Raw genomic sequence first — 12,557 nt, 5'->3', positions numbered from 1 at the left:
AGAGGTTTGTTTGGTTGTCTCAACGGCCGCCAGAAACGTCCAGCAGCGACATGGTGGTGTAGCTTGCCGCGTCAGACAGTAACCACACAATCGCCTGCGCGACTTCCTCGGCGCTGCCGCCGCGCTGCATGGGCACCAGGTGGGCCAGGTCGCGCACCCGGTCGGGCAGGCCGCCTGAGGCATGGATGTCGGTCTCGATCAGCCCGGGCCGCACCGCATTGACACGGATGCCTTCGGCCGCCACTTCTTTGGCCAGGCCGATGGTGAAGGCGTCCACGGCGCCCTTGGCCGCGGCGTAGTCCACGTACTGGCCGGGCGAGCCCAGGCGGGCCGCCGCACTGGAGACGTTGACGATGGCGCCGCCGTCGCCGCCGTGGCGACGGCTCATGCGGCGCACCGCCTCACGGGCGCAAAGCATGGTGCCGATCACGTTGATGTCGAACATGCGTTTCCAGCGCGTCACGCTCATGTCCTCGACCCGGGCGGTCACATCGACCACGCCGGCGTTGTTCACCAGGGCGCTCAGACGCCCCAGTTTGGCATCGACCTTGGCGAACATGCCCAGCACCTGAGCTTCGTCGGCCACGTCGGCTTGCACCGCCACGGCCTGCCCACCACTGGCGCGGATCTGGCGGACCACTTCATCGGCGGCCAGGGAGTTGGCCGTGTAGTTCACGGCCACTGCGTAGCCCTGCTGCGCCGCCAGCAAGGCGGTCGCTGCGCCGATGCCGCGGCTGCCGCCGGTGATCAACACTACTTTGCTCATATCCATGTCTCCAGCCAGATGGGGTCAATTGGGGTAAAAAGCCGCCTGTGCCCGGCGACGCGTGTGCCCGCTATTTTGCGTCGGGTGTCGGCAGAGCCCGGTCTTTGTCGGGTGTGCCGTTTGCATGTACTTTCCAACAGGAGTTTTCCATGGGTCAATTCATCGATCTGAAGGCCGCTGACGGCCATGTGTTCCCCGCCTATGTGGCGCAGCCCGCCGGCACGCCCAAGGGGGCTGTCGTGGTGCTGCAGGAGATCTTCGGTGTCAATTCGCACATCCGTTCGGTGGCAGATGGCTATGCCGCCCAGGGTTATCTGGCCGTGGCGCCGGCCACGTTCAACCGCGTCAAACCCGGGGTGGAACTGGGCTACTCCGAGGCCGACATGGGTGAGGGTTTTGGCTACAAGACCGAAGTCGAAGCCCTGCCTGCCCCCGGCGTGTTGCAAGACATCCAGGCCGCCATCGACCATGCGGCCCGTGCCGGCAAGGTGGGCATCGTCGGTTATTGCTGGGGCGGCCTGCTGGTTTGGCGCTCGGCCGTGGCGCTCACGGGCTTGAGCGCTGCTGTGGCCTATTACGGCGGTGGCGTGACCACACCCGACGAAGTGGCGCGTCAGCCCAAGGTGCCGGTGCTGGCGCACTTTGGTGACAAGGACCACTGGATTCCGCTGGAGTCGGTCGAGGTGTTCCGGGCCGCCCACCCTGAGGTGCAGGTGCACGTCTATGCTGCCAACCACGGGTTCAATTGCGATCAGCGTGGCTCGTATGACGAGGTGGCTGCGAACACGGCCCGTGAACGCACGCTGGCCTTCTTTGCGCAGCATCTGGCTTGAGGGGCCTGTGGCGCTGGCGCGGTGACAATCACGGCTTCCGCGCCACCTGTCCATCGAGTCTCCTGCCATGAGTTCCTTGCCCCCCGTCAATGAGGCGCTGCCTCTGTTTCCCCTGCAAACTGTGTTGTTTCCGGGGGGATGGTTGCCGCTGCAGATCTTCGAGGTGCGCTACCTGGACATGATTGGCCAATGCCACCGCGAGGGGCGGCCTTTTGGCGTGGTGTCGTTGCTACAAGGCCAGGAGGTGCAGCGCGCAGGGGACTCTGCACCAGAGGCCTTCCAACGGGTGGGTACTCTGGCGCACATCGTCGGGCTGGAGCGGCCCCAACCCGGGTTGATGTTCATCCGTTGTGAGGGTGGGCAGCGGTTTCGCCTGGCCACACCGCAGCGTCTCAAGCATGGGCTGTGGGTGGCGCCGGTGGCCGAATGGTTGCCGGACGACCCGCTGGTGGCCGTGCCTGATCACCTCTTGCACGTGCAGCGCGCGCTGCAGGCCCTGGTGGCCCAGGGCGAAGCCGAAGTGCAGCGGCAGCCCCAGGCGGGGCTGGAGTTGCCGGTCCGCCAGCCTTATCAGTGGCATGACGCGGGCTGGCTGGCCAACCGCTGGTGTGAGCTGCTGGGCTTGCCGGCAGCCCAGATGCAGCAGTTGATGAGCCTGGAAAGCCCTCTGCTGCGCCTGGAGCTGGTGGCAGATCTGCTGGAGCGTGATCACGGCCTGACGCCGCCGGACCCGCACTGATCGGGGGCCAGGCCTGGTTCAGCGCCTGGAGCGGGCAAGGTATTGCTTGCGCCAGAACACCACGATCAAGCCCAGTGCAATCAGTCCCATGGTGCCCATGGCCCACCAGAAGCCGGTTTCCCGGTGCACCAGAGGAATGAATTCGAAGTTCATGCCGAAGATGCCTGCGATCAGATTCAAAGGCAGGAACACGGCCGTCAGCGCCGTCAGGGTGCGCATGATGTCGTTGGTGCGGTTGCTCTGGGCTGAAAAATGCATTTGCACGGCGGTCTCGGCGCTTTGTTCCAGCCGACGCACATGGTGCACCACGCGCTCAATGTGCTCCAGCACGTCGCGGCTGCGCACCTTCAACAGGTCACGCTCGCGCTGTTCAGCCGGGGTTTGGGCGTCGGGCCAGGTTTCCAGGGCATCGATCCAGTCCTGGATGGCGGCGCGCTGGTCTTCGCAGATCTCGTCAAGCTGGTGAAGTGACAGCCGGGCCTCCAGCAGGGCGCTCCAGTTGTTGAAGCGGGTGCCGGGTTTGAGCAGAGAGCTTTGCCAGTGATCGAGCTGGCGCGTGAGTTCACGGCGCAGCTCCAGGTAGCCGTCCACCATCAGATTGACCAGCCGCAGCATCAGATCGGCCGGGTTGGCCGGCACGCGTGAGCCGGTGGGGCGCGGATCGGCATGGCCGTGGTTGAGCAGACGCGCGGCGTAGGCCTCGCGCACGCTGCAGTCGCTCGGGTGCACGGTGAGCAGCAAATGGTCGAACAAGGCAAAGCCCACCGGGCTGGTGTCGATGCGGCGCAGCACGGGTGGGCCGCCGCGGGCCGGTGTGCGCACCAGCGGCTCACCCGAATGGGCACCATCACTTTCACCGTGGCGGGTCGCCAGCCTGCGAAACACCAGCAAATCGTATTGCGAGGTGTAGTCGTAGTGGGAGGGCAACTGCTTGTTCAGCAGGTCGGAGATGTGCAGATCCACCAGTTGCAACCCCGTCCAGGCCTGCAAGGCCCCTTGCAGGCGACCTTGCAGGTGCTCGAATTCTTCGTGCGAGCAGGCCAGCCACAGGTAGCCCTGCTCGGGCAAATGGCCTGGCAGGGTGTCGGTCTCGCTGATGTTCGAGCCTTGGATCGAGAAAATGCGCATGGGGGCGGCTGCGTGCCCTCAGGCTTGTTGTTGCAGGGCTTTGGCGGCGTCGATGGCGAAGTAGGTGAGTACGCCATCGGCACCGGCCCGTTTGAAGGCCAGCAGGCTTTCCAGCATCACGGCATCGTGATCGAGCCACCCGTTCTGGGCGGCGGCCTTCAGCATGGCGTACTCGCCGCTGACCTGGTAGGCAAAGGTGGGCACATGGAACTGGTCCTTCACGCGGCGCACGATGTCCAGGTAAGGCATGCCGGGTTTGACCATCACCATGTCGGCGCCTTCGGCCAGGTCCAGGGCCACTTCGCGCAAGGCTTCGTCGCTGTTGCCGGGGTCCATCTGGTAGACCTTCTTGTTGCTCTTGCCCAGGTTGGCGGACGAACCCACGGCGTCACGGAAAGGGCCGTAGAAGGCGCTGGCGTATTTGGCGCTGTAGGCCATGATGCGGGTGTGGATCAGGCCCTGCGCTTCAAGTTGGTCGCGGATGGCGCCAATGCGGCCATCCATCATGTCGCTGGGGGCCACGATGTCGACCCCGGCCTGAGCCTGGACCAGCGCCTGGCCCACCAGTACCTCGGTGGTCTCGTCATTGAGGATGTAGCCGCTGTCGTCGAGCAGGCCGTCTTGACCGTGGCTGGTGAAAGGGTCCAACGCCACGTCGGTCATGATGCCCAACTCGGGCACTTCCTTTTTGAGGGCTTGCACCACGCGTGGGATCAAGCCGTCCGGGTTCAGCGCTTCTTTGCCGTCGGGGGTTTTGAGTGCCGCATCGATCACGGGGAACAGGGCCATCACGGGGATGCCCAGGCGAGCGCATTCTTCGGCCTGGCGCAGCAGCAGGTCCAGGCTGAGTCGTTCGACGCCAGGCATCGAGGCCACGGCCTCGCGGCGGTTCTGGCCTTCATGCACGAACACGGGGTAGATCAGGTCATGGGCGCTCAGGCGGTGCTCGCGGACCAGGTTGCGCGTGAAGTTGTCGCGCCGAAGGCGGCGCGGGCGATTGGCGGGGAAGGGGGTGGGGTGGAGGAGATGGGAGGTCATTCGAAAATTGTGCCTCATACCTCGTCGTTCAGTAAATGACGCAGCGGAATGGTTGTTTCAAAAATATCATTTCCATGTTGGATATCCGGTAATTTGCGGCGACGTGCGGCTTTTTTCTGACGAAATTCAATGTAAATCTGAATTTCCTGCTTGAGTTTGGTCAGTGACTTTGCTAAATTACCCCTGGGCAGCTTGCTGCTCCCCGCTTTTCCTCCCTGAGCGGGTGCCTTGATGTGTGACAGCAAAAAGGCTTCCTGACCCGGCCGATGGCCGGGTTTTTTTTTGCCTGCCCTGTGTCAACACAAGGCTTGGCATCGCTTGCCGTGGTGCTTCTGGACAGGTTGGGATCTGGCCCTACACTGAGGCCATGCTCTGGATCAAAGCCTTTCACATCGTCTTCGTGGCCAGCTGGTTTGCCGGTCTGTTCTACCTGCCTCGCATTTTTGTCAATTTGGCCATGGTGCCGGTGGGTTCTGTGGCCGAGCGAGAGCGTTTGTTGCTGATGGCCCGCAAATTGTTGCGATTCACCACCTTGCTGGCCGTTCCGGCATTGGCCCTGGGCGCTGTTCTCTGGCTGGGGTATGGCATTGGCCGCGGGCCGGGCAACGGCTGGATGCATGCCAAGCTGATGGTGGTGCTGCTGGTTCTGGCTTATCACCATGTCTGTGCCAGATTGCTTCGCCAGTTTGTGGCCAATCAGAACCGACGCGGGCATGTCTGGTTCCGTTGGTTCAATGAAGCGCCGGTGCTGCTGATGCTGCTTGCTGTGGTGCTGGTGGTGGTCAAGCCCTTTTGATGCCGGAGGCGGGTGCCGTGTCTGAACACAAAAGCGCAGCCTGGCCTCTGGCCCAGGTGTATGCGGCGCTGATTGTTTATGCCAGCCTGTACCCGTTTGGTGAGTGGCGCACCCAGGGTATCTCGCCTTTTGCATTCCTGCTGGCGCCCTTGCCTCGGTACTGGACCGGTTTTGACGTTCTGTCGAACGCACTGGGTTATGGCCCCTTGGGCTTTCTGATCACTCTGGGGGGGCTGCGCAGCAGGTTGGCTCGCCCGCTGCTGTTGGCGGTGGGGGTGGCGTTGGGCCTGTCGTTGGTGATGGAGAGTTTGCAGAGCTATCTGCCCTCGCGGGTTCCCTCCAATGTGGATTTGTTCCTCAACGGGTTGGGTGGGATTGTGGGGGCCATGGCGGCGTGGGGTTTGGAGCGCCTGGGGGCGTTGGATCGCTGGACCCTGTTCCGTGCGCGTTGGTTCGTGCCGGAGGCGCGTGGGGCCTTGGTGCTGCTGGCCTTGTGGCCGGTGGGCCTGCTGTTCCCGGCGGCGGTCCCTTTGGGCTTGGGCCAGGTCATGGAGCGGGTCGAAGAGGGTTTGGCCGACTGGTTGGCTGATACGCCTTTGCTGGATTGGCTGCCTGTGCGAGATGTGGAGCTGCAGCCTTTGATCCCGAGTGCCGAACTGCTCTGTGTGGCGCTGGGGGCGTTGGTGCCTTGCTTGCTGGCCTACAGCATTGTCCGGTCCTTGCCCAGGCGTCTGGCCATGCTGGTGCTGGTGTTGGGGGTGGGCCTGGGTTTCACCGCCTTGTCGGCCGCCTTGAGTTACGGCCCGGTGCACGCCTGGAGCTGGCTGAGTCTGCCGGTGCAACTGGGCCTGGTGCTGGCGGTGTTGCTGGCCCTGCCATCGCTGTGGCTGACTCGTCGGGGGTGTGCTGCTTTGTGCCTGCTGGCACTGGGCATCCACCTGTCTATCTTGAATCAATCGCCGACCAGTGCCTATTTTGCCCAGACCCTGCAGACCTGGGAGCAGGGGCGCTTCATCCGGTTCAATGGCTTGGCGCAATGGGTAGGCTGGTTGTGGCCTTATGCCACGCTGGTTTATCTGGTCAGTTGGATGGCCCGGCGCGAGCCGGTTTGAGGTCGGAGCGATGCCCTGGGGCCGCTTCTCTCTAAAATGGCGCCATGTCCGAATCCTCTACCGTCAAGGCCGCCACTGGCGCTGTTGCCGATGGCGCGCCGCAGCTGGCTGCGCAGCCCTCCTATTACGAGCGGCACATCTTTTTCTGCCTCAACGAGCGCATCAATGGTGAGGACAGCTGTGCTCACCACGGAGCCAAAGAGGCCTTTGACCGCTGCAAGGCTCAGGTCAAGGCAGCCGGGCTGGCGGGGCCTGGCCAGGTGCGCGTGAACAAGGCCGGGTGCCTGGATCGCTGTGCTGGTGGGCCCGTGGCGGTCGTCTACCCAGAGGCGGTCTGGTACACCTTTGTGGACCCCAGCGACGTCGATGAGATCGTGGAATCCCACCTCAAGAACGGCAAGGTGGTGGAACGACTTCTGACGCCGCCCCATCTCGGACGTTGATTTGTTGTTGGATATCGAACCGGGTCGCATCCTGGCGGAGCGACCCGGTTCTGTTTGAGAAGGTATCGCCATGAATGCCCAAACCTTGAAGCTTGAACTCGTGGGGCCTTCCGGCGCTCTGCAAGGCTTGCGCGACTCGGCCTCTGTGCCAGAAGGTGGCGCCCCGAGAGGGGTGGCCATCATCGCCCACCCGCATCCGCTGTTTGGCGGCACCATGGACAACAAGGTGGTGCAGACCTTGGCGCGTGCCTTCGTTCAGTCGGGTTGGGATGCCGTCCGATTCAACTTCCGGGGGGTGGGGGGCAGCGCTGGCGTCTGGGATGAGGGGCGTGGGGAGATCGACGATTTTCTGGCCGTCCTGGAGCAGCAGGCGCCTCATGGGCCCATTGCCATCGCAGGGTTCTCTTTTGGCGCCTATGTGGCCAGTCATGCCCTCAAGGCTGTCTGCTCCAGTCGCGAGGTGGACCGGGCGGTCTTGGTCGGTACCGCTGCCTCACGCTTCCAGGTGGCCGAGCTGACGCCAGAATTGCATGAGCGGGCGCTGGTTCTGCATGGTGAGCAGGACGATACGGTGCCCCTGTCGGCGGTGATGGATTGGGCGCGTCCTCAGGCGCTGCCGGTGATGGTGGTGCCCGGAGGGGGGCATTTCTTTCACGGTCAGCTGCCGTTGTTGAAAGCGCTGGTGATGCGCCATTTACGTCCCTGACGACGTGCGAAGCCATGAACTTTGGGGTGCGTTGGGCGCTCTCATGGTTTGGCTGCGCCTTCGCGGTCCCTGTGTTCTTCGGCTCTGCGTACGCGCTCTTCGCATGAATTCTTTTTTCAAGCCCCTGCTGGCCTCCATCCTCATCGTCGCCTCGCTTCGTGCTGGGGCGCAGGCACCTCAGGTGCCGGAACTGGCGGCCCGCTCCTACCTGCTGATGGATGTGACGGCCCATCAGATCCTGGCGGAGAAAGACATCGACTCACCGGTCGAGCCGGCTTCTCTGACCAAGCTGATGTCGGCCTACCTCGTCTTTGATGCGCTGAAGGCTGGGCGGATCGAGCTCGCGCAGCGACTGCCGGTCAGCGACCGAGCCTGGAAGATGCCTGGTTCGCGCATGTTCATTGACCCCAAGATGAAGGTGCCGGTAGAGGACTTGATCAAGGGCATGGTGGTTCAATCCGGCAATGACGCCACCATGGCTTTGGCGGAAGGGGTGGGAGGCTCGGCCGAGCACTTTGTCGAACTCATGAATGCCCAGGCCAAGGTTCTGGGGATGAAGAACACCGTTTACAAGAACCCTGAAGGCATGGTCGAGGCTGGCCATACCAGCACGGCGCGTGATCTGAGCATTCTGGCCACCCGCCTGATCCTTGATTTTCCGGACTACCTCCGCTACTACGCCATCAGGCAATACCGCTATGAGGGCTCGCCTGCCACGAACGCCAGCAATCGCAACCTGCTGCTGTTTCGTGACCCGACGGTGGATGGCTTGAAGACTGGCCATACCAATGCGGCAGGCTATTGTTTGATTGCCACGGCCAAAAGAGACTTTCCGAATGTGGGGGGGCGACGGTTGCTGTCGATCGTGCTGGGGGCGGCCAGTGAGAATGCGCGGGCCAATGAAAGTCAGAAGCTGTTGAATTGGGGCTATACGGCCTACGAAGCCGTCAAACTGTTCGACGCGGGCCAGCCTGTGGTGACGCCGAGTGTCTGGAAAGGCAAGGAGAGCACGGCGCGCCTGGGCCGTCCGGAGGCGATTGTGGTGGCGGTGCCTGCAGGTCAGGCCGGCAAGTTGCAAACCCTGGTGACAAGGCCCGACCCGGTGGTGGCCCCTTTGCAGAAGGGGCAGGGCATCGGTACCCTGAAAGTCAGCTTGGCCGATCAACCCTTGCTTGACGTGCCGCTGCTGGCCCTGGACGGCGTCGAGCAGGCCGGCGTCATGGGGCGAGCCTGGGACGCTCTGCGACTCTGGATCAAGTGATGGGGGGAGGCTTTGTCAAGCCGTACTTGCCCCCAAAAGCCTGACCTGATACATTAGAAGGCTTTTCGGAATTTCCGAAGGGTTGCACATTTGCGCGTCAATCTGATTTGACTTGCATGGGCTGTATGACCGCAGTGACTGCTGAGTGATCCGTTTGGACGGCTCGGTGGTTTGCTCCAGCGGTTTTCGCGGCTCGGCATGGTGATCAGGCAGGTGCGTTTCACGCGTGTGCAGTGCCGTGCGGTGTCGATTGCTCGGCTTTTTTGTAATTTTCAAACGTTTAGGGACGTTTCATGCCAACCATCAACCAGCTCGTGCGTCAGGGGCGCGAGGTCGAAAAGACCAAGTCCAAGAGCCCCGCGATGCAAAACTCCCCCCAGCGTCGTGGCGTGTGCACTCGTGTGTACACCACGACTCCCAAGAAGCCTAACTCCGCTCTGCGTAAGGTTGCCAAGGTGCGCCTGACCAACGGTTTTGAGGTGATCTCCTACATCGGCGGTGAAGGCCACAACCTGCAGGAACACAGCGTGGTGCTGGTTCGCGGCGGTCGTGTCAAGGACTTGCCCGGTGTGCGTTACCACATCGTGCGTGGTTCGCTCGACTTGCAAGGCGTGAAAGACCGCAAGCAATCGCGTTCCAAGTACGGCGCGAAGCGCCCGAAGAAGGCCTAAGCAATTTTGCTGTCAGCCACGGGTGAATGGTTCCCGAAAGCGTCACAGCTTTGAAAAACATCGGTGTTTGAATGGCCTGGCTGGCCTTCAGACGTAGTGACCCGAACAGTGCCATGTTGGCGCGGGGTCGAGTAAGTGAGTTGCCCCATGGCACTCGCGGTACCTGAAATGGTGCCAACTGAAGCATAGAGGTGAAGAAATGCCACGTCGTCGCGAAGTCCCTAAACGTGAAATCCTGCCGGACCCGAAGTTCGGTAACGTCGAGCTGTCCAAATTCATGAACGTGATCATGGAAGGCGGCAAGAAGGCGGTCGCAGAACGCATCATTTACGGTGCTCTGGACCTGATCGCCAAGAAGCACCCTGACAAGGACGCCCTGGAAGCTTTCACGGTTGCCATCAACAACGTGAAGCCCATGGTCGAAGTGAAGTCCCGCCGTGTCGGCGGTGCCAACTACCAAGTGCCTGTGGAAGTCCGCCCTGTTCGTCGTCTGGCTCTGTCCATGCGCTGGATCAAGGAAGCCGCCCGCAAGCGTGGCGAAAAGTCGATGGCCCAACGTCTGGCCAACGAACTGCTCGAAGCCACCGAAGGCCGTGGTGGTGCCATGAAGAAGCGTGATGAAGTTCACCGCATGGCCGAAGCCAACAAGGCTTTCAGCCACTTCCGCTTCTAAATAGATCCATCCCCTCGCGTCTGAGAGCCCGCCTTTGTGCGGGCTCTCAGCGATTAACGGAGAAATTTCATGTCCCGCAAGACCCCCATCGAGCGCTACCGCAACATCGGTATTTCTGCTCACATTGACGCCGGTAAGACCACTACCACCGAGCGTATCCTGTTCTACACCGGTGTGAACCACAAGATCGGTGAAGTGCATGATGGCGCAGCCACCATGGACTGGATGGAGCAAGAGCAAGAGCGCGGCATCACGATCACCTCGGCTGCCACGACCTGCTTCTGGAAGGGCATGGACATGTCTTTCCCCGAGCACCGCATCAACATCATCGACACCCCCGGCCACGTTGACTTCACCATTGAAGTTGAGCGCTCGATGCGCGTGCTGGACGGTGCTTGCATGGTTTACTGCGCTGTGGGTGGCGTGCAGCCCCAGTCTGAAACCGTGTGGCGTCAGGCTAACAAGTACAAGGTGCCGCGTCTGGCCTTTGTGAACAAGATGGACCGTACTGGTGCCAACTTCTTCAAGGTCGTGGACCAGATGAAGCTGCGCCTGAAGGCCAATCCTGTGCCTATCGTGATCCCCATCGGCGCTGAAGAAAACTTCAAGGGCGTTGTGGACCTGCGCAAGATGAAGGCCATCATCTGGGATGAAGCCTCGCAAGGCATGAAGTTCAACTTCGAAGAGATCCCGGCCGACCTGCTGGAAACCGCCAAGGAATGGCGTGAAAAGATGGTCGAGGCTGCAGCCGAATCTTCGGAAGAGCTGATGAACAAGTACCTGGAAGAAGGTGACTTGACCGAAGAAGAGATCACCCACGGCCTGCGTACCCGTGCCATCGCCTGCGAAATCCAACCGATGCTGTGCGGTACCGCCTTCAAGAACAAGGGTGTGCAGCGCATGTTGGACGCCGTGATCGAACTGATGCCTTCGCCTGTGGACATTCCGCCGGTGAAGGGTACGGACGATGACGAGCAGCCGGTCAGCCGCAAGGCCGACGACAGCGAGAAGTTCTCGGCCCTGGCATTCAAGCTGATGACCGACCCGTTCGTGGGTCAGCTGACCTTCGTTCGCGTTTACTCCGGCGTTCTGAGCAAGGGCGACACGGTCTACAACCCGGTGAAGGGCCGCAAGGAGCGCATTGGTCGTATCGTGCAGATGCACGCCAATGAGCGCCAGGAAGTGGACGAAATCCGCGCTGGCGACATCGCTGCCTGCGTGGGCTTGAAGGACGTCACCACCGGTGAAACCCTGTGCGATCCTGATGCCATCGTCATGCTCGAACGCATGGTGTTCCCTGAGCCTGTGATCCGTCAGGCTGTGGAACCCAAGACCAAGGCTGACCAGGAAAAGATGGGCATTGCCCTGCAACGTCTGGCTTCGGAAGATCCGTCTTTCCGCGTCAACACCGACGAAGAATCGGGCCAGACCATCATCGCCGGTATGGGCGAGTTGCACCTGGAAATCATCGTTGACCGCATGAAGCGCGAATTCGGTGTGGAAGCCAACGTGGGCAAACCGCAAGTGGCCTACCGCGAAACCATCCGCAAGTCGGTTTCTGACGTCGAAGGTAAGTTCGTGCGTCAATCGGGCGGTAAGGGTCAGTACGGCCACGTGGTGTTCACTGTCGAGCCGAACGAAGTGGGCAAGGGTTTTGAATTCGTCGACGCCATCAAGGGCGGTGTGGTTCCTCGCGAATACATCCCTGCCGTTGAAAAGGGTGTGATCGAAGCCTTGAACAGTGGTGTGCTGGCCGGCTACCCGGTGGTGGACGTCAAGGTCACCTTGACCTTTGGTTCGTACCACGATGTGGACTCGAACGAAAACGCGTTCAAGATGGCTGCCATCTTCGGTTTCAAGGAAGGTTGCCGCAAGGCCAGCCCGGTCATTCTGGAGCCTATGATGGCTGTGGAAGTCGAAACCCCTGAAGACTACGCCGGCAACGTGATGGGTGACCTGTCCAGCCGTCGCGGTATGGTTCAGGGCATGGACGACATGGTCGGTGGTGGCAAGGCCATCAAGGCCGAAGTGCCGCTGTCGGAAATGTTCGGCTACTCGACCACGCTGCGTTCGATGTCGCAAGGTCGCGCGACCTACACGATGGAGTTCAAGCACTACAGCGAAGCTCCGCGCAACGTGGCTGAGGCCATCGTGGCAGCCCGCGCCAAGTAATTGGCACTTGCCCCGCGCCTGCAGAGGTGGCGGGGCATCCTCATTTGTCTGCGATCCGGTGCCCCTTTGTCCCCGTGCGAAGGGATTGAGCAACTGGATGCAGACGTAAAACCACACACGGGATCGCTCTTTTTGGAGATTGAAAATGGCAAAAGGCAAGTTTGAACGTACCAAGCCGCACGTGAACGTCGGCACCATCGGTCACGTTGACCACGGCAA

General features: G+C 61.6%; 14 protein-coding genes and 1 pseudogene. 11 read left to right on the top strand and 4 right to left on the bottom strand.

Annotated features, from left to right (window positions below):
• Nucleotides 1-19 precede the first annotated feature (19 nt).
• Entirely contained in the window at nt 20-766 is a 747-nt protein-coding gene (locus AC3WUT_RS26470) for an SDR family oxidoreductase (protein WP_492350055.1), read from the bottom strand.
• 149 nt (nt 767-915) lie between these two features.
• Between AC3WUT_RS26470 and AC3WUT_RS26465 the strand changes: the two genes are divergently transcribed.
• Nucleotides 916-1,599, top strand: coding sequence for a dienelactone hydrolase family protein (locus AC3WUT_RS26465; RefSeq protein WP_492350054.1), 684 nt, complete (start codon nt 916-918; stop codon nt 1,597-1,599).
• A 67-nt stretch (nt 1,600-1,666) separates the two neighbouring features.
• Nucleotides 1,667-2,338: an LON peptidase substrate-binding domain-containing protein gene (locus tag AC3WUT_RS26460; protein ID WP_492350053.1), complete on the top strand. Its 672-nt coding sequence runs from the start codon at nt 1,667-1,669 to the stop codon at nt 2,336-2,338.
• An 18-nt stretch (nt 2,339-2,356) separates the two neighbouring features.
• On the opposite strand, the gene AC3WUT_RS26455 is transcribed toward AC3WUT_RS26460, so the two are convergent.
• Genes AC3WUT_RS26455 through AC3WUT_RS26445 form a run of 3 tightly spaced genes read right to left on the bottom strand, consistent with a single transcriptional unit; the run spans nt 2,357 to nt 4,749 of the window.
• Complete coding sequence (locus AC3WUT_RS26455) at nt 2,357-3,466, bottom strand: magnesium transporter CorA family protein (RefSeq protein WP_492350052.1); 1,110 nt, start codon at nt 3,464-3,466, stop codon at nt 2,357-2,359.
• An 18-nt stretch (nt 3,467-3,484) separates the two neighbouring features.
• Nucleotides 3,485-4,504 (bottom strand): porphobilinogen synthase, encoded by a 1,020-nt coding sequence (gene hemB / locus AC3WUT_RS26450; RefSeq protein WP_492350051.1) that lies wholly within the window; start codon nt 4,502-4,504, stop codon nt 3,485-3,487.
• Nucleotides 4,505-4,518: 14 nt separating this feature from the next.
• Entirely contained in the window at nt 4,519-4,749 is a 231-nt protein-coding gene (locus AC3WUT_RS26445) for a hypothetical protein (RefSeq protein ID WP_492350050.1), read from the bottom strand.
• A gap of 122 nt (nt 4,750-4,871) precedes the next feature.
• Here AC3WUT_RS26445 and AC3WUT_RS26440 point away from each other — a divergent pair, with 122 nt between their 5' ends.
• The 9 genes and pseudogenes from AC3WUT_RS26440 to AC3WUT_RS26400 form a co-directional block, all read left to right on the top strand.
• Nucleotides 4,872-5,300, top strand: coding sequence for a CopD family protein (locus tag AC3WUT_RS26440; RefSeq protein WP_492350049.1), 429 nt, complete (start codon nt 4,872-4,874; stop codon nt 5,298-5,300).
• Nucleotides 5,300-6,412: a VanZ family protein gene (locus tag AC3WUT_RS26435; RefSeq protein ID WP_492350048.1), complete on the top strand. Its 1,113-nt coding sequence runs from the start codon at nt 5,300-5,302 to the stop codon at nt 6,410-6,412. The genes AC3WUT_RS26440 and AC3WUT_RS26435 overlap by 1 nt, the downstream gene beginning before the upstream one ends.
• Nucleotides 6,413-6,456: 44 nt before the next feature.
• Nucleotides 6,457-6,855: a (2Fe-2S) ferredoxin domain-containing protein gene (locus tag AC3WUT_RS26430; protein ID WP_492350047.1), complete on the top strand. Its 399-nt coding sequence runs from the start codon at nt 6,457-6,459 to the stop codon at nt 6,853-6,855.
• A gap of 70 nt (nt 6,856-6,925) precedes the next feature.
• Nucleotides 6,926-7,561, top strand: coding sequence for an alpha/beta hydrolase (locus AC3WUT_RS26425; RefSeq protein WP_492350046.1), 636 nt, complete (start codon nt 6,926-6,928; stop codon nt 7,559-7,561).
• Nucleotides 7,562-7,664: 103 nt separating this feature from the next.
• Nucleotides 7,665-8,822 carry a D-alanyl-D-alanine carboxypeptidase family protein gene (locus AC3WUT_RS26420; protein WP_492350045.1) on the top strand — a complete coding sequence of 386 codons (1,158 nt, stop codon included), beginning with the start codon at nt 7,665-7,667 and terminating at the stop codon, nt 8,820-8,822.
• A 293-nt stretch (nt 8,823-9,115) separates the two neighbouring features.
• Entirely contained in the window at nt 9,116-9,493 is a 378-nt protein-coding gene (gene rpsL, locus AC3WUT_RS26415) for a 30S ribosomal protein S12 (protein WP_017759704.1), read from the top strand.
• Between the two features lie 199 nt (nt 9,494-9,692).
• Nucleotides 9,693-10,166, top strand: coding sequence for a 30S ribosomal protein S7 (gene rpsG / locus AC3WUT_RS26410; protein ID WP_019577824.1), 474 nt, complete (start codon nt 9,693-9,695; stop codon nt 10,164-10,166).
• Nucleotides 10,167-10,235: 69 nt separating this feature from the next.
• Nucleotides 10,236-12,338, top strand: coding sequence for an elongation factor G (gene fusA / locus AC3WUT_RS26405; RefSeq protein ID WP_492350044.1), 2,103 nt, complete (start codon nt 10,236-10,238; stop codon nt 12,336-12,338).
• A 145-nt stretch (nt 12,339-12,483) separates the two neighbouring features.
• Nucleotides 12,484-12,557: pseudogene (locus AC3WUT_RS26400) on the top strand (GTP-binding protein); the annotation flags it as partial.

It is taken from the genome of Curvibacter sp. EU05-FHT14A10 (assembly GCF_058791075.1).
The sequence above is the reverse complement of the archived record's forward strand: the minus strand, read 5'-3'. Positions and strand labels throughout refer to the sequence as shown.